The sequence below is a fragment of the Streptomyces sp. NPDC020192 genome (assembly GCF_044388685.1).
Lineage (GTDB): Bacteria > Actinomycetota > Actinomycetes > Streptomycetales > Streptomycetaceae > Streptomyces.
The window spans coordinates 1-18,975 of record NZ_JBIRXG010000037.1 but is presented as its reverse complement, the minus strand read 5'-3'; the positions used below and the strand labels follow the sequence as shown (position 1 = coordinate 18,975).

Below are 18,975 nucleotides of genomic sequence, written 5' to 3'. Positions count from 1 at the left end.
CGGGCTACGCCAGCAGCGCCGGGATCGTCCCCTCGTGCGCCGTACGCAGCTCGGCCAGGGGCACCTCGAACTCGCCCTGGATCTCCACCGACTCGCCGTCCACGACGCCGACACGGGTGGCCGGAAGGCCCCTCGCGCCGCACATGTCGTTGAAGCGGACCTCCTCCGAGCGCGGTACGGCGACGATGGCGCGGCCGGCCGACTCGGAGAACAGGAAGGTGAAGGCGTCCAGGCCGTCGGGCACGACCAGACGGGCGCCCTTGCCGCCGAGCAGGGCCGACTCGACCACGGCCTGGATCAGACCGCCGTCGGACAGGTCGTGCGCGGAGTCGATCATGCCGTCGCGGGAGGCGGAGATCAGGATCTCGCCCAGCAGGCGCTCACGCTCCAGGTCGACCTTCGGGGGCAGGCCGCCGAGGTGGTCGTGGACCACCTGGGACCAGGCCGAGCCGCCGAACTCCTCGCGGGTGTCGCCGAGGAGGTAGATCAGCTGGCCCTCCTCCTGGAAGGCGACCGGGGTGCGACGGGCCACGTCGTCGATGACGCCCAGGACCGCCACGACCGGCGTCGGGTGGATGGCCGCCTCACCCGTCTGGTTGTAGAGCGAGACATTGCCGCCCGTCACCGGGGTGCCGAGCTGCTGGCAGGCGTCCGCCAGACCGCGCACGGCCTCCGCGAACTGCCACATCACCGCCGGGTCCTCGGGCGAGCCGAAGTTCAGGCAGTCGGAGACCGCGAGGGGCTTCGCACCCGTCGTCGCCACGTTCCGGTACGCCTCCGCCAGCGCCAGCTGCGCGCCCGTGTACGGGTCGAGCTTGGCGTAGCGGCCGTTGCCGTCGGTCGCGATGGCGACACCGAGGCCACTCGCCTCGTCGATGCGGATCATGCCCGAGTCCTCGGGCTGGGCCAGCACCGTGTTGCCCTGCACGAAGTGGTCGTACTGCTGCGTGATCCACTTCTTGGAGGCCTGGTTGGGAGACCCGACCAGCTTCAGGACCTGGGCCCGAAGCTCCTCCGACGACTCCGGGCGCGGCAGCTTGTTCGCGTCGTCGGCCTGCAGGGTGTCCTGCCAGTCCGGGCGGGCGTACGGGCGCTCGTACGTCGGGCCCTCGTGGGCCACCGTGCGCGGGTCGACTTCCACGATCTTCTCGCCGTGCCAGAAGATCTCCAGGCGGTCGCCGTCGGTCACCTCACCGATGACGGTGGCGATGACGTCCCACTTCTCGCAGATCTCCAGGAAGCGGTCGACCTTCTCCGGCTCGACCACGGCGCACATGCGCTCCTGCGACTCGCTCATGAGGATCTCCTCGGGCGAGAGCGTCGAGTCGCGCAGGGGTACGTCGTCCAGGGTCACGCGCATGCCGCCGGAGCCGTTGGAGGCCAGCTCGGACGTGGCGCAGGACAGGCCCGCCGCGCCCAGGTCCTGGATGCCGACGACCAGCTTCTCCTGGAAGGCCTCCAGGGTGCACTCGATGAGGAGCTTCTCCTGGAAGGGGTCGCCGACCTGGACGGCGGGACGCTTCGACGGCTTGGCGTCGTCGAAGGTCTCCGAGGCCAGGATCGAGGCGCCGCCGATGCCGTCGCCGCCGGTCCGGGCGCCGTACAGGATGACCTTGTTGCCCGCGCCGGAGGCCTTGGCGAGGTGGATGTCCTCGTGCCGCATCACGCCGATGGCACCGGCGTTGACCAGCGGATTGCCCTGGTAGCAGGCGTCGAAGACGACCTCGCCGCCGATGTTGGGCAGGCCGAGGCAGTTGCCGTAGCCGCCGATGCCCGCGACCACGCCCGGCAGGACGCGCTTGGTGTCGGGGTGGTCCGCCGCGCCGAAGCGCAGGGGGTCCACGACGGCGACCGGGCGGGCGCCCATCGCGATGATGTCGCGGACGATGCCGCCGACACCCGTGGCCGCGCCCTGGTAGGGCTCGACGTAGGAGGGGTGGTTGTGCGACTCGACCTTGAAGGTCACGGCGTAACCCTGGCCGACGTCGACGACACCCGCGTTCTCGCCGATGCCCACCAGCAGCGCGTCGCTCTGCGGGGCCTTCTCGCCGAACTGACGCAGGTGGACCTTGGAGGACTTGTACGAGCAGTGCTCGGACCACATGACCGAGTACATGGCGAGTTCGGCGCCGGTCGGGCGGCGGCCGAGGATCTCCACCACCCGCTCGTACTCGTCCTTCTTCAGGCCGAGTTCGGCCCAGGGCAGCTCGACGTCGGGGGTCGCGGCCGCGTGCTCGACCGTGTCCAGAGGCGTCCGGCTCATGCGTTGACCAGCTTCTTGAGGATCGAGGTGAAGAAGGGGAGGCCGTCGGTGCGGCCCGTGCCGATGAGCGGCTCGACGGCGTGCTCGGGGTGCGGCATCAGGCCCACGACGTTGCCCGCCTCGTTGGTGATGCCGGCGATGTCCCGCAGCGAGCCGTTCGGGTTGAAGTCCAGGTAGCGGAAGACGACCCGGCCCTCCGCCTCGAGCTTGTCGAGGGTGTACTCGTCGGCGACGTACCGGCCGTCCATGTTCTTCAGCGGGATGTGGATCTCCTGGCCGGCGCGGTAGTCACCGGTCCAGGCGGTCTCCGCGTTCTCCACCCGCAGCTTCTGGTCGCGGCAGATGAAGTGGAGGTGGTCGTTGCCGAGCATCCCGCCCGGGAGGAGGTGGGCCTCGGTGAGGACCTGGAAGCCGTTGCAGATGCCGAGGACCGGCAGGCCGGCCTTCGCCTGCTCGATCACGGACTCCATCACCGGCGAGAACCGGGAGATGGCACCGGCCCGCAGATAGTCGCCGTAGGAGAAACCGCCGGGGAGGACGACCGCGTCGACCTGCTTGAGGTCCTTGTCCTTGTGCCACAGGGCGACCGGCTCGGCGCCCGCGAGACGGATCGCGCGCTGGGTGTCCCGGTCGTCGAGGCTTCCGGGGAAAGTGACGACGCCAATACGAGCGGTCACTTCGCCGCCTCCGCGACTTCCGCGGCCTCTTCCACCTTGACGGTGAAGTCCTCGATCACGGTGTTGGCGAGGAAGGATTCCGCAAGATCGTGGATGCGGGCGAGCGCGGCCTCGTCGACCGGCCCGTCAACTTCCAGTTCGAAACGCTTTCCCTGACGGACGTCCGAGATCCCGTCGAAACCCAGGCGCGGCAGCGCACGCTGGACCGCCTGGCCCTGGGGGTCGAGGATCTCCGGCTTGAGCATGACGTCGACTACGACGCGTGCCACTGGCACTCCCGGTGTGTGGTGCTGAGCAGGTTCCTTCAGACTACCCGCACAAAATTTCTACGCGAGTAGAGTTGGAGGAAACTACGTGAGCCGCATCACGATCGGGTGTCGAAGCCGCGTCCTCACGAAAAGTTCTGGGAAAGTTCCACAGTCCGCCCGGTCCGCCTATTGCACTGGGACACGCAGACGGATTTAGTCGGGCTTCACTTTGCATTGCCGGGCACTGTACAAATGAATTGGCAATAGCCGATACTCGGCACGTCATCGCGTTGAGCTGTATCGACGTGCCGCACGAAGGGACCGATATTCGTGGCGCAAAAGGTCGTGGTCACTCTCTTTGACGACATCGACGGCTCGGAAGCGGCGGAAACGATCGCCTTCGGACTCGACGGCAAGTCGTACGAGATCGACCTCAACACATCCAACGCCAAGAAACTGCGCAAGGCGCTCGCGCCCTACGTCGAGGCCGGCCGCAAGCGGTCGCGGTCCGGCAGGGCGTACAAGCAGACGGAGGTCGCCCCCGACCCGGCGGCCGTCCGCGCCTGGGCCCAGGCCAACAAGATGGACGTACCGGCCCGTGGGCGCATCCCCAAGAAGGTCTACGAAGCCTTCAGCGCAGCGCAGTGAGCCCCGGCGCCGAGTCCGCTCGCCGCGCCGGTCCGAGCCCGCGAAGGGGCAGTCCCCAGGGCCCGTCAGCGGGCCCTGGGGACCGTGCACTTGGCCGCCGGCCGGGGCCCGGAGGGGCCTGAAGGGGGGCTTCTGGGGAGCCGACTTGCGCAACCCCCCTGCTGATCAGCTAATGTCTGGGACACGCCGAGGGGCGAGGCCGAAAGGCCGGAACCCCGAGGATCGTGCGGGTGTAGTTCAGTAGCAGAACATCCCCCTTCCAGGGGGAAGGCGCAGTGTGCGATTCCTGTCACCCGCTCTGGCACCGGTCACAACCACCCTTGTGGATCAGGTAGGCTGGTGCTCGCACCGATCGGTGGGAGCCGGTCGGGAGCAGTGCGGACGTAGCTCAGTTGGTAGAGCGCAACCTTGCCAAGGTTGAGGTCGCGAGTTCGAGCCTCGTCGTCCGCTCGGGAATGAGACCCCGGTCCTTCTGGACCGGGGTCTTTTCGTTGCCGCCCGATGTTCCTCTGACATTTGTCATGCCGGGTGATGACATCGCGCACTGCCGAACCGCTCCGGCCGCCGGGACGCTGGCGTCATGGACTACGACGAACACGATCACGTGATTGAGGTCACTGATCTCAAACGCGTCTACGGGGGCGGGTTCGAGGCTGTACGCGGAATCTCCTTCTCCGTCGTGCGCGGAGAGATCTTCGCCCTGCTGGGTACCAATGGCGCGGGCAAGACCTCGACGGTCGAACTGCTGGAGGGGCTGGCCGCCCCCGCCGGGGGCCGGGTCCGGGTCCTCGGTCACGATCCCTACCGCGAGCGGGCCGCCGTACGGCCGCGCACCGGGGTGATGCTCCAGGAGGGCGGCTTCCCGGCCGAGCTGACCGTCGCCGAGACCGCCCGGATGTGGGCCGGGTGCACGAGCGGGGCGCGGCCGGAGGCCGACGTGCTCACGCTGGTGGGGCTGAGCGGCAGGACCGGGGTGCGGGTCAAGCAGCTCTCCGGTGGTGAGCGCAGGCGGCTGGACCTCGCGCTCGCCCTGCTCGGCGACCCCGAGGTGCTCTTCCTCGACGAGCCGACGACCGGGCTCGACGCCGAAGGCCGCCGGGACACCTGGGAGTTGGTGCGGGCACTGCGCGACGCGGGGACGACCGTGCTGCTCACCACGCACTACCTGGAGGAGGCCGAGGGCCTCGCCGACCGGCTCGCCATCCTGCACGAGGGCCGTATCGCCGTCTCCGGCACCCCGGCCGAGGTGACCGCCGGCCGGCCCTCCCGGATGTCCTTCGAACTGCCCGACGGCTACTTCCTCGGCGATCTGCCGCCGCTGGCCGCCCTCGGCGTCTGCGGGCACGAGACCGAGGGGAGGGTCGTACGGCTGCGGACGACGGAACTCCAGCGGACCGCGACCGGCGTGCTGATCTGGGCCGAGCGGGCCGGGGTGGAGCTGCGTGGGCTCGATGTGCGGTCGGCCTCGCTGGAAGAGGCCTTTCTGGGGATCGCGCGGGAGGGGGTGGCGGCATGAGCGGGATCGCATGGGCGCCGGCGGGCCGGCGGCTCCGGGCGCTGGCCCGCGCCGAACTCGCCCTCCTGGGGCGCAACCGCAGTGTCGTGTTCACCGCGCTGGCCGTGCCGCTGCTGCTGCCGTTCAGCGTGCGGCCGGCCGTCGCGCAGCTGGACCTGGAGAAGCACGGGCTGAGCATCGGCGCGGTGATGATGACGGCCGCGATCGGCTTCTCCTTCCTCTTCGCCGTCTACACCTCCCTGGTCAACGTCTACGTCGCCCGCCGCGAGGAACTCGTCCTCAAGCGGCTGCGCACCGGCGAACTCTCCGACGCCGAGATCCTCACCGGCACGGCCCTGCCGGCCGTCGCCCTCGGCCTCGCCCAGGCCCTGCTGCTGTGCACGGGCTGCGCGGTGCTGCTGCACACCGGCGCGCCCAAGGCGCCGTACCTGACCCTGCTGGGGCTGGTGGCGGGGCTCGTGCTGAGCGCCGCGCTGGCCGCGCTCACCTCGTCCTTCACCCGGAGCGTCGAGAGCGGCCAAGTCACCGCGGTGCCGCTGGTGTTCGTCTCGATGAGCGGCTCGGGGATCATGTTCCCCACCCAGGTCATGCCGGAGAAGCTCGCCTCCGTCTGCGAACTCCTCCCGCTGTCCCCCGCCGTCCGGCTGGTCGGCGCGGGCTGGACAGGCCAGTTGAGTGCGTACGAGGCGCTCGGCACGGTGGCGACCGCGCTGGCCTGGATCATCGTGGCGGTGTTTGCTGTACGACGGTGGTTCCGCTGGGAACCACGGCGCTGACGTACGGGGGAACGTCCATGGTGGGTCGGATACGGCGGTGGCAGCAGCGGCACTGGCGGGACCGGAGCAAGGCCGAGCGCGTCGAGCTGCAGAGCCTGATCACCTGGCATGCCAGCATCTGGGTGTTCTCGCTCACCTGGCTGCTGTTCCCGCTCGTCGGCGGGCTGCACCGGCGGCCCGTGCCGATGGTCCTCGCCGGGCTGCTCGTCGCCGTGAACCTGTTGCAGTGCGCGGCCGCCGCCCGGCTGCTACGGCCCGCGCTCGACCACTACCTCGGGCGCGCCGCCCTGGCGCCGCGCGCCCAGCGGGGCGCCGCCGTCCTGCTGGGGTCCGGGGTCGCGGTGACGGCGGCGCTGCGCGCGGTCGGCGGGGCCGACCCGGGCACCACCCCGCTCGCTCTCGGAGCCGTGCTCATCACGTTCGGGATGCTGTACGCGCTGACCGTGCCGATCCGGCGCTTCCTGGTCCGGTTCGGAGGGCTGTCGGTGCTGGTCACGGCCGCCGTCGTGGTTCCGCGCCCCACCGGTCCCGGGGTATTCGCCACCGGGCTGGTGACCGCCTTCGCCGCGGGCTTCTCCCTGATCACCGGCCGCTGCGGCGCCTGGACCCTGTCCGTGCTGTGGGAGGCGGAACGCGCCCGCGAGGTCGAGGCCCGGCTCGCCGTCGCCGAGGAGCGGCTGCGGTTCGGCCGGGATCTGCACGACGTGCTGGGGCGGAACCTGTCCGTGATCTCGCTGAAGAGCGAGCTGGCCGTCCAACTGGCCCGGCGCGGGCGGCCGGAGGCGGTGGAGCAGATGATCGAGGTGCAGCGCATCGCGCAGGAGTCCCAGCGCGAGGTGCGGGCCGTCGTACGCGGCTACCGGGAGGCCGACCTCGGGGTCGAACTCGCGGGCGCGCAGGGCGTGTTGGCGGCCGCCGGGATCGACTGTGAGGTCCGTGCGGAGACGGCCGGGCTGCCCACCGAGGTGCAGTCCGCGCTCGGCTGGGTGGTGCGTGAGGCGACCACCAACGTGCTGCGGCACGGTGACGCCGGACGGTGTGAGGTGGGGCTGCGGGTGCGGGAGGGGCGGGTGGTGCTGACGGTGGAGAACGACGGTGCGGCCGGCCCGCGCGACAGCGGCGGCTCGGGGCTCGCGGGTCTGAAGGAACGGCTCGCCGCCGTGGGCGGGACGCTTCAGGCGGGGCTCGTCGGCGACCGGGACCGGTTCCGGGTGGTGGCCGAAGTACCCCTGGAGACTGTGAGAGGAGTCACATCATGAGCGGGCCGGTACGGCTGTTGCTCGCCGACGACGAGCATCTGATCCGGGGCGCCCTGGCCGCGCTGCTGTCGCTGGAGGACGATCTCCTCGTCGTCGCGGAGGCGGCCGACGGGCCCGAGGCGCTGGCGATGGCGCGGGCCCACGCGCCCGACGTGGCCGTGCTCGATCTTCAGATGCCGGGCGCCGACGGTGTGAAGGTCGCCACATCCCTGCGCGCCGAACTGCCCGGCTGCCAGGTGCTGATCGTCACCGGGCACGGGCGGCCCGGCCACCTGAAACGGGCGCTCGCGGCCGGTGTGCGCGGGTTCGTCCCGAAGACCGTCAGCGCCCAGCGGCTCGCCGAGATCATCCGTACCGTGCACGCCGGAAGCCGCTATGTGGACCCGGAGTTGGCGGCCGACGCGATCTCCGCCGGGGACTCGCCGCTGACCGCGCGGGAGGCCGAGGTGCTGGAGCTGGCCGCCGACGGAGCGCCGGTCGCGGAGATCGCCGAGCGGGCCGCGCTGTCGCCGGGGACCGTGCGGAACTACCTCTCCTCGGCCGTCACGAAGCTCGGCGCCGAGAACCGTCATGCGGCGGTGCGTCTCGCACGCGAGCGAGGTTGGGTATAGTTGCTCTCGCGCAGTAGCGCAGTGCGGACGTAGCTCAGTTGGTAGAGCGCAACCTTGCCAAGGTTGAGGTCGCGAGTTCGAGCCTCGTCGTCCGCTCCAGAAAAGGCCCCCGGTCCTCCGGGGGCCTTTCGCGTTACGCCCAGCTCAGGCCCGTCAGCCGCTCGTACGCCTCCACGTACTTCTGCCGGGTCTGCTGGACGACCGCGTCCGGCAGCGGCGGCGGGGGCTGCTCGCTCTTCCTGTCCCAGCCGGAGGCGGCCGAGGTCAGCCAGTCCCGGACGAACTGCTTGTCGTACGACGGCTGGGCGCGGCCCGGCTGCCACTGGTCGGCCGGCCAGAAGCGGGAGGAGTCCGGGGTGAGGACCTCGTCGGCGAGGACGAGGGTCTCGCCGTCGAAGCCGAACTCGAACTTGGTGTCCGCCAGGATGATCCCCCGGTCCCGGGCGATGTCCCGGGCCCGCGCGTACACGGCGAGGGTGGCCTGGCGCAGCTGGGCGGCGGTCTCGGCGCCGACCTGGCGGGCGACCTCCTCGTAGGAGACGTTCTCGTCGTGCTCGCCGACCTCGGCCTTGGTGGCCGGGGTGAAGATCGGGGCGGGCAGCTCGGATCCGTCGACGAGGCCTTCGGGAAGGGCGAGGCCGCAGACCGTACGGGACTCGTCGTACTCCAGCAGGCCGGAGCCGGTGAGATAGCCGCGGGCCACGCACTCGACCGGGACCATCTTCAGGGACTTGCAGACCAGCGTGCGGCCCGCCCAGTCGGCCGGGGCGCCCTCGGGCAGCTCGGTGCTGATCACGTGGTTCGGGGCGAGGTCGCGCAGCTGGTCGAACCACCACAGGGAGAGCTGGGTGAGGACGCGGCCCTTGTCGGGGATCTCCGTGGGCAGCACCCAGTCATAGGCGGACATGCGGTCGCTGGCGACCATCACGAGGTCGCCCGCCTCGTTCTGGTACAGCTCGCGCACCTTTCCGGTGTGCAGGTGCACCAGGCCCGGAACCTGAATCGGCTCGGGCTTTTCTACGAATCCGGACACGGTTCCTCCCCGTGGTTCTGTCCAATGACCTCGATTCTCCCTTATGGGGACGATCGGTTTCGGCCAGGGGGCGGTGGCGGGTGTCGGGTGGGTGGATCGCCGGGGGTCAGTCGCGTTTGCAGATGCGGTCCAGGAGGTTGGCCGTGGCGCGCTGGATGCGGGGGTCCACATGCTCGGGGCGGTCCAGGGCCGGGGACCAGGCGAAGGTGCCGGAGGCGAAGACCCAGGCGCCGGAGGGGGCCCGGTACAGGGAGGTCTCCTGGTGGCGCAGAACGCCGTCGTTGTCGGTGTAGGGGGAGTGGGCGAGCAGGATGCGCTCGTCGTGCTCGGGCAGCGGGGTGCGCGGGAAGTAGCGGTCGGCCTCGCCGGCGACCAGGCCGTCGATCGCGTCGCCCTCGTGCGCGCCGGTCGCCTCCCACAGCCAGTGGCCGGCGTTGCGGACGATCAGCGGGGCCGGCTCGGGCACCCGGCCCGCGTACTGGATGCCGACGAGCTGCTGCTCGGGCCGGTCGATCTCCCGCCACAGCACCGGCTTCCCGGGGCCCTTGCGCTTGCGGCAGGTCAGCAGCCGGTCCGGGTCGCCGGACGGGGAGGGACCCAACTCGACCTGCCAGTACATGGTGTTGGCGGACAGGAACACCAGCGAGGTGCCCCGGTCGCGGGCGTCCTCGACGGCCCGGCGCATCGGCACCGACCAGTACTCGTCGTGGCCGGGGAAGACCAGGCCCCGGTAGCGGGTGGGATCGACGCGGCCGGCGTGCAGATCGCGGGCGTCGGCGTAGGCGAGGTCGTAGCCGTAGCGCTCGGCCCAGCGGATGAAGTCGTAGGCGTGGCCGACGTGCAGGGGGAGGCCCGCGCCCGCGTACGGCCGGTCGAAGGAGACCGTGGTCGCCGCGTCGGCCTCGCCGAGCAGCCGGCCCCGCTCGTCCCAGGCGTGGTAGAGGCTGGCGCCGGTGTGGCCGTCCTCCGGGTAGAGGTTGTACGCCTGCCAGGTGACGTCCGGCAGCAGCAGGAGCAGGTCGGCGGGGTGGTCGTCGCGGACGGTGAACGGCACGTGGGAGCGGTAGCCGTCGACGGTGGTGAGGACGGCCACATAGGCGCCGATGTGCCAGTGGACGGGCACCTGGAGGCGCCAGGAGAGCCACCAGTGGTGGCAGGAGACCGTGCGGTCGGCGGCCAGCGGGCCGGGCTGGACGATGCCGGACAGCCGGGGGCTGGTGGTGATCTTGGCGGCGCCGTCACCGCCGTAGTGGCCGATCCGGTAGATGTCGACGCTGAACTCCTGGGGCGGGTCGACCGTGATGCGGAAGTCGATCGCCTCGCCGGGGGCGACCGCGCCGGTGGAGGTGAAGCCCTTGATCTGGCGGCGCACGTCGTCGGCCGAGCGGGGGCCGGGCACGCGCGGGGCGGGGCCCGGGGTGGGGCCGACGGCGGTGGGCTGCTGCGGGCTCGGGTCGACGTACCAGGGCACGACGTGGCCGGTGTCGTCGAAGTAGGTCTCACTGCCGCGCAGCCAGGGCACCGGGCCCTGGCCGAAGGGGTCCGTGACGGCGTGCGCGAGTGCTCCGGATTCCCAGCGGCGGATGTGGTCCGAGGCCATGATCGCTCCCCTCCCTCAGGTCCCCCGTGTCGTCCCTGTCTCGGTGGTGCTCGCCGTACTCGCCGTGCTCGGTGGTGCTCGCTCTGCTCGGCCGTGCTGTCGTATGTCGCACGCCTTTGCCAGGTGCGTGGTCGCACCCAGCACATCACATAACGCACGCGCCCGGTCACTAGTCGTTGCGAATTGACCTGAAGTGGAAGTCAGGGGTTCCGTTGGACGACTTCCGTCAGACCAGTCGTACGGGCTTCTCGGGGCGTATCCCGGTCGCGGCCAGCCAGTCGCGCAGCGGGCCCGGGTCCCCCTCCTCGATCAGGCTGAGCACTCTGGGGGTGAGGTCGGCGGCACGCTCGCCGTCCAGCAGCAGGGAGGGGCCGTCCAGCCAGTCCAGGGCGGGGACCGCGTCGGCGGTGTCGACGGCCGCGCAGCACACCATCGCCGTGACGTGGTCGGCGAGCAGATCGCGGCCGGTGCGCGGGGGCTGCAGCGGGAAGAGGGGCAGGGAGCCGTCGTCCCACAGGACGCTCTCGGGGCCGTGGCCCGCGGTGCTCGCGCCTCTCGGGGCGCAGGCCTCCTCCCGGACCAGCTCGGCGCTCAGACCGGCGGCGAGGGCCGCGCTGCGCTCCGTACCGGCCTCGATGTCCTCGTCGGGGTCCTCAGGGAGTTCTTCGGCCGCGTACGGGGCCTGGTGCGGCATGACGGCGGCCGGCTCGGTGAGGTGGTCCAGGACCCGGGCCAGGGTGGGGCCGCCGGGGTCGGGGGCCGCGGGGTCGACGGCGGGGCGCACGCCCAGGGCGTCCAGGACGCGGTGCAGCCGGGCCGCCTCCGCGCGCCAGGTGCGGTCCACGACCTCCTCCGGATACGCCTGCCAGTCCACCGGCGCCCAGTCGGGGCCGGGCTCGGCGGGGCCGCCGTGGAAGAGGCGCGCGGCCAGCAGCGAGGCGGCCTCGTCCATCGCGCCGGGCTCCTCCAGCAGATCGCAGGCGGGACGCTCGCCGAGCCGGGAGGCGAAGCCCTCGGCCAGCCGGTCGCGCCGGGACAGCTCGGTGAGCGCCGCGACCACGCCCGCGTCCAGCCGGGACGGCCATCGGCCCATGCGCCAGGCGGGCAGCGCGACCCGGGTCAGCAGCCGGTCCCAGCCGGCGTAGGCGAGGCCGACCTGCTCCTGGGCGACGATCCTGAGGCCGTAGTCGACCGCCTGGGCGCGCTCGGCCGCGGCCGCCGCGACCCCGCGCTCCATCTGTGTCGCGTGCTCCCGGCAGCCGTGCAGCAGCAGTCGGGCCACCCAGCCGAGCGCCGCGCACGCCACCCGGGCCAGCGGGCCGCGGCCGGGCGCCGAGGCGACCGCGAGCGCCGCGTCCAGACCGCGCACGAAGCGGCGGGCGGCCGCTATGTCGGGGTGCGCCGAAGGGCCCGTACCGGCGACGACCGGGGCGAGGACCGCACGCAGCTCGCCGACCCGCATCCACCACAGGAACGGGGAGCCGATCACCAGGACCGGCGCGACCGGCGTACGACGGTGGGCTGGGGCGCCATGGGGTCCGGCTATCTCGTCGGGCGCCGAGCGGGCCGGGGGGCCGTGGGCCGCGTGCGTACGGTCCTCCAGCCAGCTGTCGCAGTCCGGGGTGAGCGCTATGGCCGACGGGGCCGGCACGTCGAGCCGGTCGGCGAGGTCGCGCACCATCCGGTACAGATCCGGGGCGGACGCCTCCGCGATCGGGACCGTGGGCGTCGTGGCGGGGCGGGCCCGGGCCACGACCAGGGCGATGCCGGCGGCGGCCGCCAGCACCAGCAGGGCGAGCGCGCTCACCGCCACCCGGGCGGTGTCCCAGCCCGGGCCGACGAGGTGGCCGGTGGAGCCGCCGACCAGCAGGATCACCGCGGCGCCCGCGGGCAGCAGGGCCACACCCAGCGCCCGGCCCCGGACCCGCAGGACGGCGAGGGCCCGGGAGCGCGCGGCCTGCGCGCCCACCTCCACACCGATTCCGCTCACGTGCCGACCTCACCCCCTCGCTGCCGTTGCCGTGCTTGCCTGGTGGTGCTCACTCCCCCACTGTGGCACCCGCCACTGACATCGCAATGCCGGTGGGCCAAGTGCCGGAACGTCCGGAAGGCTTGCGCGGCACCCTAGTTGGGGCCCCGGCCCCCGTCAGCCGTATGGACGATTGCTCACTCGATGGAATGGCTCTGGTCAGAGGTGGGTGACAGACAGCAAAGATCAGGCCCCGGATTGCGGGTCCGGGGCCTGGGAGCGGTTCGGGTGGCAGGAGGGCAGGTCAGGCGCCCGCCGCCGGGGCGTCCTGGGCCTCCTGGGCCGCCTTCGCGGCGATGTCCGTGCGGTGCTGGGAGCCGTCCAGCCGGATCCGGTCCACCGCCCGGTACGCCCGCTCGCGCGCCTCGGTCAGATCCGTGCCGGTGGCCGTGACGGACAGCACCCGCCCGCCCGCGCTGACGACGGCGTCGCCGTCCCGCCTGGTCCCGGCGTGCAGCACGTACGCGTGCGGGGCGTCCTCGGCGGCCACCTCGTCCAGACCGGTGATCGGGTCGCCGGTGCGGGGGGTGTCGGGGTAGTTGTGCGAGGCGACGACGACCGTGACGGCCGCGTCCTCGCTCCAGCGCAGGGGCGGCAGATCGGCGAGGTTTCCGGTGGCGGCGGCCATCAGGAGCCCGGCCAGCGGGGTCCGCAGCCGGGCCAGCACGACCTGGGTCTCGGGGTCGCCGAAGCGGGCGTTGAACTCGATGACCCGGACCCCGCGGCTGGTGATCGCGAGGCCCGCGTAGAGCAGGCCGGAGAACGGCGTGCCCCGGCGGTGCAGTTCGTCCACCGTCGGCTGGAGGACCGTCTCGAACACCTCGTCGACCAGCTTCGGGTCGGCCCACGGCAGCGGCGAGTACGCGCCCATGCCGCCGGTGTTCGGACCCTCGTCGCCGTCCAGGGCGCGCTTGAAGTCCTGGGCGGGCTGAAGCGGGACGACCGTCTCGCCGTCGGTGATGGCGAAGAGGGACACCTCGGGGCCGTCGAGGAACTCCTCGATCACCACCTGCTCGCAGCCGGCCGCGTGCGCCGTGGCCCGGTCGAGGTCTTCCGTGACGACGACGCCCTTGCCGGCGGCGAGACCGTCGTCCTTGACGACGTACGGCGCGCCGAAGGCGTCGAGGGCCTCGGCGGCCTCCTCCGCGGTCGTGCAGACGTAGGAGCGGGCGGTCGGCACCCCGGCCGCCGCCATGACGTCCTTGGCGAAGGCCTTGGACCCCTCCAGCTGCGCGGCCTCCCGGGACGGGCCGAAGACGGGGATGCCCGCGTCGCGGACGGCGTCGGCGACCCCGGCGACCAGCGGGGCCTCCGGGCCGACGACGACCAGCTCGGCGCCGAGGCCTGCGGCCAGCTCGGCCACCGCCTTGCCGTCGAGCGCGTCGACCGGGTGCAGCTCGGCGACCTCGGCGATGCCGGCGTTGCCGGGGGCGCAGTGCAGCGCCGTGACGTCGGGGTCGAGGGACAGGGAGCGGCACAGGGCGTGTTCGCGGGCGCCGCTGCCGATGACGAGGACCTTCACGGGGGTCAGCCTAATGGCAAGGTTGCCGAAGGTTGGGGGGCGGGCTTGTTGGGCTTTCCTCCAAGGGTGCCGGTGCTCCGCTCCCGGACCCCTCGGCCGGCTACTCGTTCGAGAACTCCTCCACCACCGTCGCACCCAGCTCCCGCACGATCAGTTCGTGTCCGGAGAGGGCCGATTCGTCCAGGTCGGGGTCGTCGTCCTCGGGGATGTCGTCCTCGGGGGCGACGGGGGGCGGCTCGGGGGCGGGCGTGGGCCGGGGGGCCGGGGTGGGTGCCGCCGACGTGGCAGGGGCGGCCGGGGTCGGCGTGGGTGCCTGCGGGGCGGCGGACTGGGGTGCCGCGGGGCGGGGTGCGGCCGGGGCGCCGTAGCCACCGCCGCCTCCGGCGGAAGCGCCGCCGAAGCCCTGGGAGCCGCCGGACGGGTCGACGACCGCCTCGATCTTCCACTGCACGTTGAACTGCTCGGCCAGCGCCGCCCGCAGCACGTCCTCACTGCCGCTGCCGGCGAAGTTGTCACGGGCGCCGGCGTTGACGAAGCCGAGCTGGAGCGTCGTGCCGTCGAAGCCGGTCACCTGGGCGTTCTGGCTGAGCAGGATCCAGGTGAAGCGGCGGCGGTTCTTGACCGCCTCCAGGATGTTCGGCCAGAGCACGCGGGGGTCGAGGCCGCCGGTGGGAGCGGTGGGGGCGGCGGTGGGGGCGGCGGTGGCGACCGGGGCCGTCGGTGCGGGTGCCGGGCCCGCTTGGTGCTGCGGCTGAGCGGGGCCGCGGGCCGGGGCCTGACCCTGCTGGCCGCCCGCCGGAGCGGCTGCCGTGGGCCAGCCACCGGGGCGTCGGCCGCCGCCTGCGGGCGCGGCGGTGGGCCAGGCTCCGGGAGCGGCGGGGGTGCCGGGCACGGCAGGAGCGGCCGGGGCCGGGGCAGCGGGGGCCGGGGCGGGAGCAGGGGTGGGCGCGGGGGTGGGCGCGGGAGCCGGGGCGGGTTGCGGAGCGACCGGAGCGCCATCTCCACCGTGAACCGGCGCTACCGGAGCGCCGCCACCTCCGTGGGCCGGAGCACCGTCGCCCCCGCCCGCCGGAGCACCGGAACCGCCGTACGGCGCACCGGAGCCGGACGGAGCAGGGGTGTGCGCCGGAGCGCCCGTCACGCGGACGGCTGCCCGGGCCGCGGCGGGGCCGCCGCCGGGGGGAACCGGTGCGCCGTGGGCCTCGGGGCCGGGGACGTACCCCATGGCGGGCGCGCCGGCCCCGCCGGCGAAGTTGACGCCGCGCTCGAGGCGGTCGAGGCGGGCCATCACGGAGCGCTCGTCGCCGTAGGCGGCGGGGAGCAGCACGCGTGCGCAGATCAGTTCCAGCTGGAGGCGGGGCGAGGTGGCGCCGCGCATCTCCGTCAGGCCCTGGTTGACCATGTCGGCGGCGCGGCTCAGCTCGGCGGCGCCGAACGTGGACGCCTGGGCCTGCATGCGCTCCAGGACGTCGGCCGGGGCGTCGAAAAGCCCCTTCTCCGCCGCGTCCGGAACGGCGGCGAGGATCACCAGGTCGCGCAGCCGCTCCAGCAGGTCGGCGACGAAGCGACGCGGGTCGTTGCCGCCCTCGATGACGCGGTCCACGACCTCGAAGGCGGCGGCGCCGTCACCGGTGGCGAAGGCCTCGACGACGGAGTCGAGCAGCGAGCCGTCGGTGTAGCCGAGGAGGGAGGTGGCCATGGCATACGTCACACCCTCCGCGCCGGCACCGGCGAGGAGCTGGTCCATGACGGACATGGAGTCACGCACGGAACCGGCGCCCGCGCGGACGACGAGCGGCAGTACGCCCTCCTCGACGGGGATGTCCTCCCGCCCGCACACCTCGGCGAGGTAGTCGCGCAGGGTGCCCGGCGGCACGAGCCGGAAGGGGTAGTGGTGGGTCCGCGACCGGATGGTGCCGATGACCTTCTCGGGCTCGGTGGTGGCGAAGATGAACTTGAGGTGCTCCGGCGGCTCCTCGACGACCTTCAGCAGCGCGTTGAAACCGGCCGACGTGACCATGTGGGCCTCGTCGATGATGTAGATCTTGTAGCGGCTGCCGGCGGGGCCGAAGAACGCCTTCTCGCGCAGCTCACGGGCGTCGTCCACACCACCGTGAGAGGCCGCGTCGATCTCGATGACGTCGATCGAGCCCGGCCCGTTGCGGGCGAGGTCCCGGCAGGACTGGCACTCGCCGCACGGGGTCGGCGTGGGACCCTGCTCACAGTTCAGACAGCGGGCGAGGATGCGCGCGCTGGTCGTCTTGCCACAGCCGCGCGGACCGCTGAACAGGTACGCGTGATTGACCCGGTTGTTCCGCAGCGCCTGCTGCAGCGGGTCGGTGACATGCTCCTGCCCGATGACCTCGGCAAAGGTCTCCGGGCGATAGCGGCGGTACAGCGCGAGAGACGACACGCATACGAGGTTATAGGCGCCCACTGACAACCCGGGAAAAACAAGGGCCCCCCACGCACCCGCCAGAGCCGACCTACCCTTGCTGCCTTCCGGCCCTGGGGGAGTTCAGTCAGATAGCGCCACGTGAGGGGCTGCGCCCCACACTACCCGATCCCGGCCCGCGCTCAGTACCCGATCACCGACCGCGGCCCCACCCGATCCGGGCCTGCGGGAACGGGTTCGCGAGCACTCCCCTCGGTCATGTAATGTTTCCGGCGGAGGATTCGCCTAGAGGCCTAGGGCGCACGCTTGGAAAGCGTGTTGGGGGCAACCCCTCACGAGTTCGAATCTCGTATCCTCCGCCAGTGCCTCACCGGGCACGATGTCGAAGGGCCCCACTGTTCGCAGTGGGGCCCTTCGACGTTGTCCGCCCCGGTTTCCGCCTCAGTCGCGCGCTGCTCCCAGCGGTGTGGCGAGCGTCACGGAGGTGGCCGCCCCAAGCGGCTTCTCCGGAACGCGGGCGTACTGCTGTACGGGTGGTTTCCGTACGCCGTCCGACGGGTGATCAGGCGCTGCTCGGGTTCGGTGCCGTAGTCGGGGGCCGACAGTGGGCGCCGCGGCAGACGCCGCCACGGGTTGCGCGGACCGGCGGAAAATGCCGGGAGGGACGGGTCAAGGACGCGAACCCGAAGGTCAGGCGGCGACAGCCCGCCCGAGCACGGTGCCGCCCCTCCGGCGCCGGAGGAGTGTCATGTTCCGCGCCCGTCCGATCCGGTCGCTGCTGGCCGCGGTCTTCGTGCTGGTGGGCTTGGCGGCGGCTTCGGCGACCGCCCAGCCCCAGGGCTCGCCCGCCGGCCACCGTCCAGCAGCCGTCCAGACCCACGGTTCGGCTGCCGGCCAGCCCCAACCGCTGCCTCCCATGCGGGTTTGCCAGCCGACGTCCAATTGGCAGCGTGCGGCCTGTCTGGCCATGCTCAATCCCCACTTCAGACCCGTCGCGTCCCTCCCGCCGGGTGCGCAGCCGGCAGGCCTCAGCCCATCCGACATCCGCAGTGCCTACAAGCTGGCCGGCACCAACGGCCAGCACCGGACCGTGGCCATCAACGTCGCCTACCACCACCCCAACATGGAGAGCGACCTGGCCGTCTACCGCCGCCAGTTCCACCTCCCGACGTGCACACGGCCAGCGGCTGCTTCCGTGTGATCAACCAGAACGGCGGCAGCACCCTGCCGACCACCGTCGTCCCGGAATGGACGTTGGAGGAGGCCATCGACGTGGAGATGGTGAGCGCCTCCTGCCCGAACTGCCACATCCTGGTCGTCGAAGACGTCAGCGCCGCCCCCGGCGATCTGTTCGCCGGAGTCGACCAGGCCGTCGCTCAGGGCGCGAAGTTCATCTCCAACAGCTGGGACCTGCCGGAGGCCCCGTTCGAGGGCGCCTTCGACTTCCACTTCAACCACCCCGGCGTGGCCTTCACCTTCAGCTCGGGTGACAACGGAGGCGTAACGCAGTATCCGCCCGCTTCCCCCTATGTCACCGCCGTGGGCGGTACCTCACTGTTCCGTGCGAACAACAGTCGCGGCTGGACGGAAAGAGCCTGGAACGGCACCGGATGCGGCTGCTCCCTCTTCGAACCCAAGCCCGCCTTCCAGCACGACACCATCTGTACCAACCGCACCATCGCCGACGTCTCCGCGGTCGCGGACATCGCCACCGGCGTGGCGGTGTACACCTCATCCCCCATCCCCGACGGTTCCATCGGCTGGGTGGTCGCGGGCGGCACCAGCGTGGCCTCCCCGCTGGTCGCCGGGATGTACGCCCTGGCCGGCAACCCCGCCCCCGGCACCTTCCCCAACACCTACCCCTACGCCCACCCGCAGGACTTCTTCGACATCACCACCGGCAGCGCCGGCAGCTTCTCCGCGACCCCGGGATACGACGCCCCCACCGGCATCGGCACCCCCGACGGCGTCGCCGGACTGAGCGACCCCTCGGGCGGGGGGTACGGCGCCGCCTGATCGAGGCACTGGCCGGACGGCCGTAGCGGACAGCCCCCTCGGAGTGATCTCCGAGGGGGCTGTTCCGTGCCCGTTCAGTACTGCTCGGTCTCCATGAAACCCGTGTTCCCGTTGTCGTCCGCGTCGAAGGCGGCGGCGGTCGGGTCGAATCCGGGCGGGCTGTCCTTGAGGCCCAGGCCCATGCCGGCCAGCTTCGCCTTGACCTCGTCGATCGACTTCGCACCGAAGTTACGGATGTCGAGGAGGTCCGCCTCGGAGCGCGCCATGAGCTCACCCACCGAGTGGACGCCCTCACGCTTGAGGCAGTTGTAGGAGCGGACCGTGAGCTCCAGCTCCTCGATCGGCAGCGCGAGGTCGGCGGCCAGGGCGGCGTCCGTGGGGG

At 72.2% G+C, this 18,975-nt stretch carries 16 protein-coding genes, 4 tRNA genes and 1 other RNA gene; 11 read left to right on the top strand and 10 right to left on the bottom strand.

The window, feature by feature from the left end:
• Nucleotides 1–4 precede the first annotated feature (4 nt).
• From purL to purS, 3 genes are read right to left on the bottom strand one after another with little or no spacing between them, the layout of a single operon-like run.
• On the bottom strand, nucleotides 5–2,263 hold the full coding sequence (gene purL, locus ACH47Z_RS40685; protein WP_399083554.1) for a phosphoribosylformylglycinamidine synthase subunit PurL: 2,259 nt from the start codon (nucleotides 2,261–2,263) through the stop codon (nucleotides 5–7).
• Nucleotides 2,260–2,940: a phosphoribosylformylglycinamidine synthase subunit PurQ gene (purQ, locus tag ACH47Z_RS40680; RefSeq protein ID WP_399083551.1), complete on the bottom strand. Its 681-nt coding sequence runs from the start codon at nucleotides 2,938–2,940 to the stop codon at nucleotides 2,260–2,262. The genes purL and purQ overlap by 4 nt, the downstream gene beginning before the upstream one ends.
• Entirely contained in the window at nucleotides 2,937–3,209 is a 273-nt protein-coding gene (gene purS / locus ACH47Z_RS40675) for a phosphoribosylformylglycinamidine synthase subunit PurS (RefSeq protein ID WP_020940955.1), read from the bottom strand. Before purS ends, purQ begins: the two co-directional genes overlap by 4 nt.
• 309 nt (nucleotides 3,210–3,518) lie before the next feature.
• On the opposite strand from purS, the gene ACH47Z_RS40670 reads away from it, so the two are divergent.
• The 8 genes from ACH47Z_RS40670 to ACH47Z_RS40635 all read left to right on the top strand — a co-directional run bounded on the left by ACH47Z_RS40670 (nucleotide 3,519) and on the right by ACH47Z_RS40635 (nucleotide 8,097).
• The gene (locus ACH47Z_RS40670; RefSeq protein ID WP_399083548.1) at nucleotides 3,519–3,836 is read left to right on the top strand and encodes an Lsr2 family protein; all 318 of its coding nucleotides are present in this window, start codon (nucleotides 3,519–3,521) and stop codon (nucleotides 3,834–3,836) included.
• A 226-nt stretch (nucleotides 3,837–4,062) separates the two neighbouring features.
• Nucleotides 4,063–4,134 (top strand) — tRNA-Gly (locus ACH47Z_RS40665).
• 79 nt (nucleotides 4,135–4,213) lie between these two features.
• Nucleotides 4,214–4,286: transfer RNA gene (locus tag ACH47Z_RS40660), tRNA-Gly, on the top strand.
• A gap of 130 nt (nucleotides 4,287–4,416) precedes the next feature.
• Complete coding sequence (locus tag ACH47Z_RS40655; RefSeq protein ID WP_399083545.1) at nucleotides 4,417–5,352, top strand: ABC transporter ATP-binding protein; 936 nt, start codon at nucleotides 4,417–4,419, stop codon at nucleotides 5,350–5,352.
• Nucleotides 5,349–6,128 (top strand): ABC transporter permease, encoded by a 780-nt coding sequence (locus tag ACH47Z_RS40650; protein ID WP_399083542.1) that lies wholly within the window; start codon nucleotides 5,349–5,351, stop codon nucleotides 6,126–6,128. The genes ACH47Z_RS40655 and ACH47Z_RS40650 overlap by 4 nt, the downstream gene beginning before the upstream one ends.
• 17 nt (nucleotides 6,129–6,145) lie before the next feature.
• Nucleotides 6,146–7,387 carry a sensor histidine kinase gene (locus tag ACH47Z_RS40645; RefSeq protein ID WP_399083539.1) on the top strand — a complete coding sequence of 414 codons (1,242 nt, stop codon included), beginning with the start codon at nucleotides 6,146–6,148 and terminating at the stop codon, nucleotides 7,385–7,387.
• Nucleotides 7,384–7,998: a response regulator gene (locus tag ACH47Z_RS40640; protein WP_399083536.1), complete on the top strand. Its 615-nt coding sequence runs from the start codon at nucleotides 7,384–7,386 to the stop codon at nucleotides 7,996–7,998. The genes ACH47Z_RS40645 and ACH47Z_RS40640 overlap by 4 nt, the downstream gene beginning before the upstream one ends.
• A 23-nt stretch (nucleotides 7,999–8,021) precedes the next feature.
• Nucleotides 8,022–8,097: transfer RNA gene (locus ACH47Z_RS40635), tRNA-Gly, on the top strand.
• 34 nt (nucleotides 8,098–8,131) lie between these two features.
• On the opposite strand, the gene ACH47Z_RS40630 is transcribed toward ACH47Z_RS40635, so the two are convergent.
• The 6 genes from ACH47Z_RS40630 to ffs form a co-directional block, all read right to left on the bottom strand.
• On the bottom strand, nucleotides 8,132–9,031 hold the full coding sequence (locus ACH47Z_RS40630; RefSeq protein WP_399083533.1) for a phosphoribosylaminoimidazolesuccinocarboxamide synthase: 900 nt from the start codon (nucleotides 9,029–9,031) through the stop codon (nucleotides 8,132–8,134).
• A 106-nt stretch (nucleotides 9,032–9,137) separates the two neighbouring features.
• Nucleotides 9,138–10,631: a N,N-dimethylformamidase beta subunit family domain-containing protein gene (locus tag ACH47Z_RS40625; RefSeq protein ID WP_399083530.1), complete on the bottom strand. Its 1,494-nt coding sequence runs from the start codon at nucleotides 10,629–10,631 to the stop codon at nucleotides 9,138–9,140.
• Nucleotides 10,632–10,857: 226 nt separating this feature from the next.
• Nucleotides 10,858–12,621 (bottom strand): hypothetical protein, encoded by a 1,764-nt coding sequence (locus ACH47Z_RS40620; protein ID WP_399083527.1) that lies wholly within the window; start codon nucleotides 12,619–12,621, stop codon nucleotides 10,858–10,860.
• 283 nt (nucleotides 12,622–12,904) lie between these two features.
• The gene (gene purD / locus ACH47Z_RS40615) at nucleotides 12,905–14,182 is read right to left on the bottom strand and encodes a phosphoribosylamine--glycine ligase (RefSeq protein ID WP_399083524.1); all 1,278 of its coding nucleotides are present in this window, start codon (nucleotides 14,180–14,182) and stop codon (nucleotides 12,905–12,907) included.
• 100 nt (nucleotides 14,183–14,282) lie between these two features.
• Entirely contained in the window at nucleotides 14,283–16,595 is a 2,313-nt protein-coding gene (locus ACH47Z_RS40610) for a DNA polymerase III subunit gamma and tau (RefSeq protein ID WP_399083521.1), read from the bottom strand.
• Between the two features lie 39 nt (nucleotides 16,596–16,634).
• Nucleotides 16,635–16,731: signal recognition particle sRNA small type (gene ffs, locus ACH47Z_RS40605), an RNA gene on the bottom strand.
• Nucleotides 16,732–16,851: 120 nt separating this feature from the next.
• Between ffs and ACH47Z_RS40600 the strand changes: the two genes are divergently transcribed.
• From ACH47Z_RS40600 to ACH47Z_RS40590, 3 genes are all read left to right on the top strand, one after another.
• Nucleotides 16,852–16,939 (top strand) — tRNA-Ser (locus ACH47Z_RS40600).
• A 386-nt stretch (nucleotides 16,940–17,325) separates the two neighbouring features.
• Nucleotides 17,326–17,778: a hypothetical protein gene (locus ACH47Z_RS40595; RefSeq protein ID WP_399083518.1), complete on the top strand. Its 453-nt coding sequence runs from the start codon at nucleotides 17,326–17,328 to the stop codon at nucleotides 17,776–17,778.
• The gene (locus ACH47Z_RS40590; protein ID WP_399083515.1) at nucleotides 17,748–18,593 is read left to right on the top strand and encodes a S8 family serine peptidase; all 846 of its coding nucleotides are present in this window, start codon (nucleotides 17,748–17,750) and stop codon (nucleotides 18,591–18,593) included. Before ACH47Z_RS40595 ends, ACH47Z_RS40590 begins: the two co-directional genes overlap by 31 nt.
• 74 nt (nucleotides 18,594–18,667) lie before the next feature.
• Here ACH47Z_RS40590 and ACH47Z_RS40585 read toward each other — a convergent pair.
• Nucleotides 18,668–18,975, bottom strand: a 308-nt coding sequence (locus ACH47Z_RS40585) for a DNA-directed RNA polymerase subunit alpha C-terminal domain-containing protein (protein ID WP_399083512.1), incomplete at its 5' end; no start/stop codon positions are given.

Coding starts and splice junctions, on each gene's coding strand:
- ACH47Z_RS40625 (WP_399083530.1), bottom strand. CDS start 10,631: ATGGCCTCGGACCACATCCGCCGCTGGGAATCCGGAGCACTCGCGCAC.
- ACH47Z_RS40655 (WP_399083545.1), top strand. CDS start 4,417: ATGGACTACGACGAACACGATCACGTGATTGAGGTCACTGATCTCAAA.
- ACH47Z_RS40650 (WP_399083542.1), top strand. CDS start 5,349: ATGAGCGGGATCGCATGGGCGCCGGCGGGCCGGCGGCTCCGGGCGCTG.
- purL (WP_399083554.1), bottom strand. CDS start 2,263: ATGAGCCGGACGCCTCTGGACACGGTCGAGCACGCGGCCGCGACCCCC.
- ACH47Z_RS40645 (WP_399083539.1), top strand. CDS start 6,146: ATGGTGGGTCGGATACGGCGGTGGCAGCAGCGGCACTGGCGGGACCGG.
- ACH47Z_RS40640 (WP_399083536.1), top strand. CDS start 7,384: ATGAGCGGGCCGGTACGGCTGTTGCTCGCCGACGACGAGCATCTGATC.
- ACH47Z_RS40595 (WP_399083518.1), top strand. CDS start 17,326: ATGTTCCGCGCCCGTCCGATCCGGTCGCTGCTGGCCGCGGTCTTCGTG.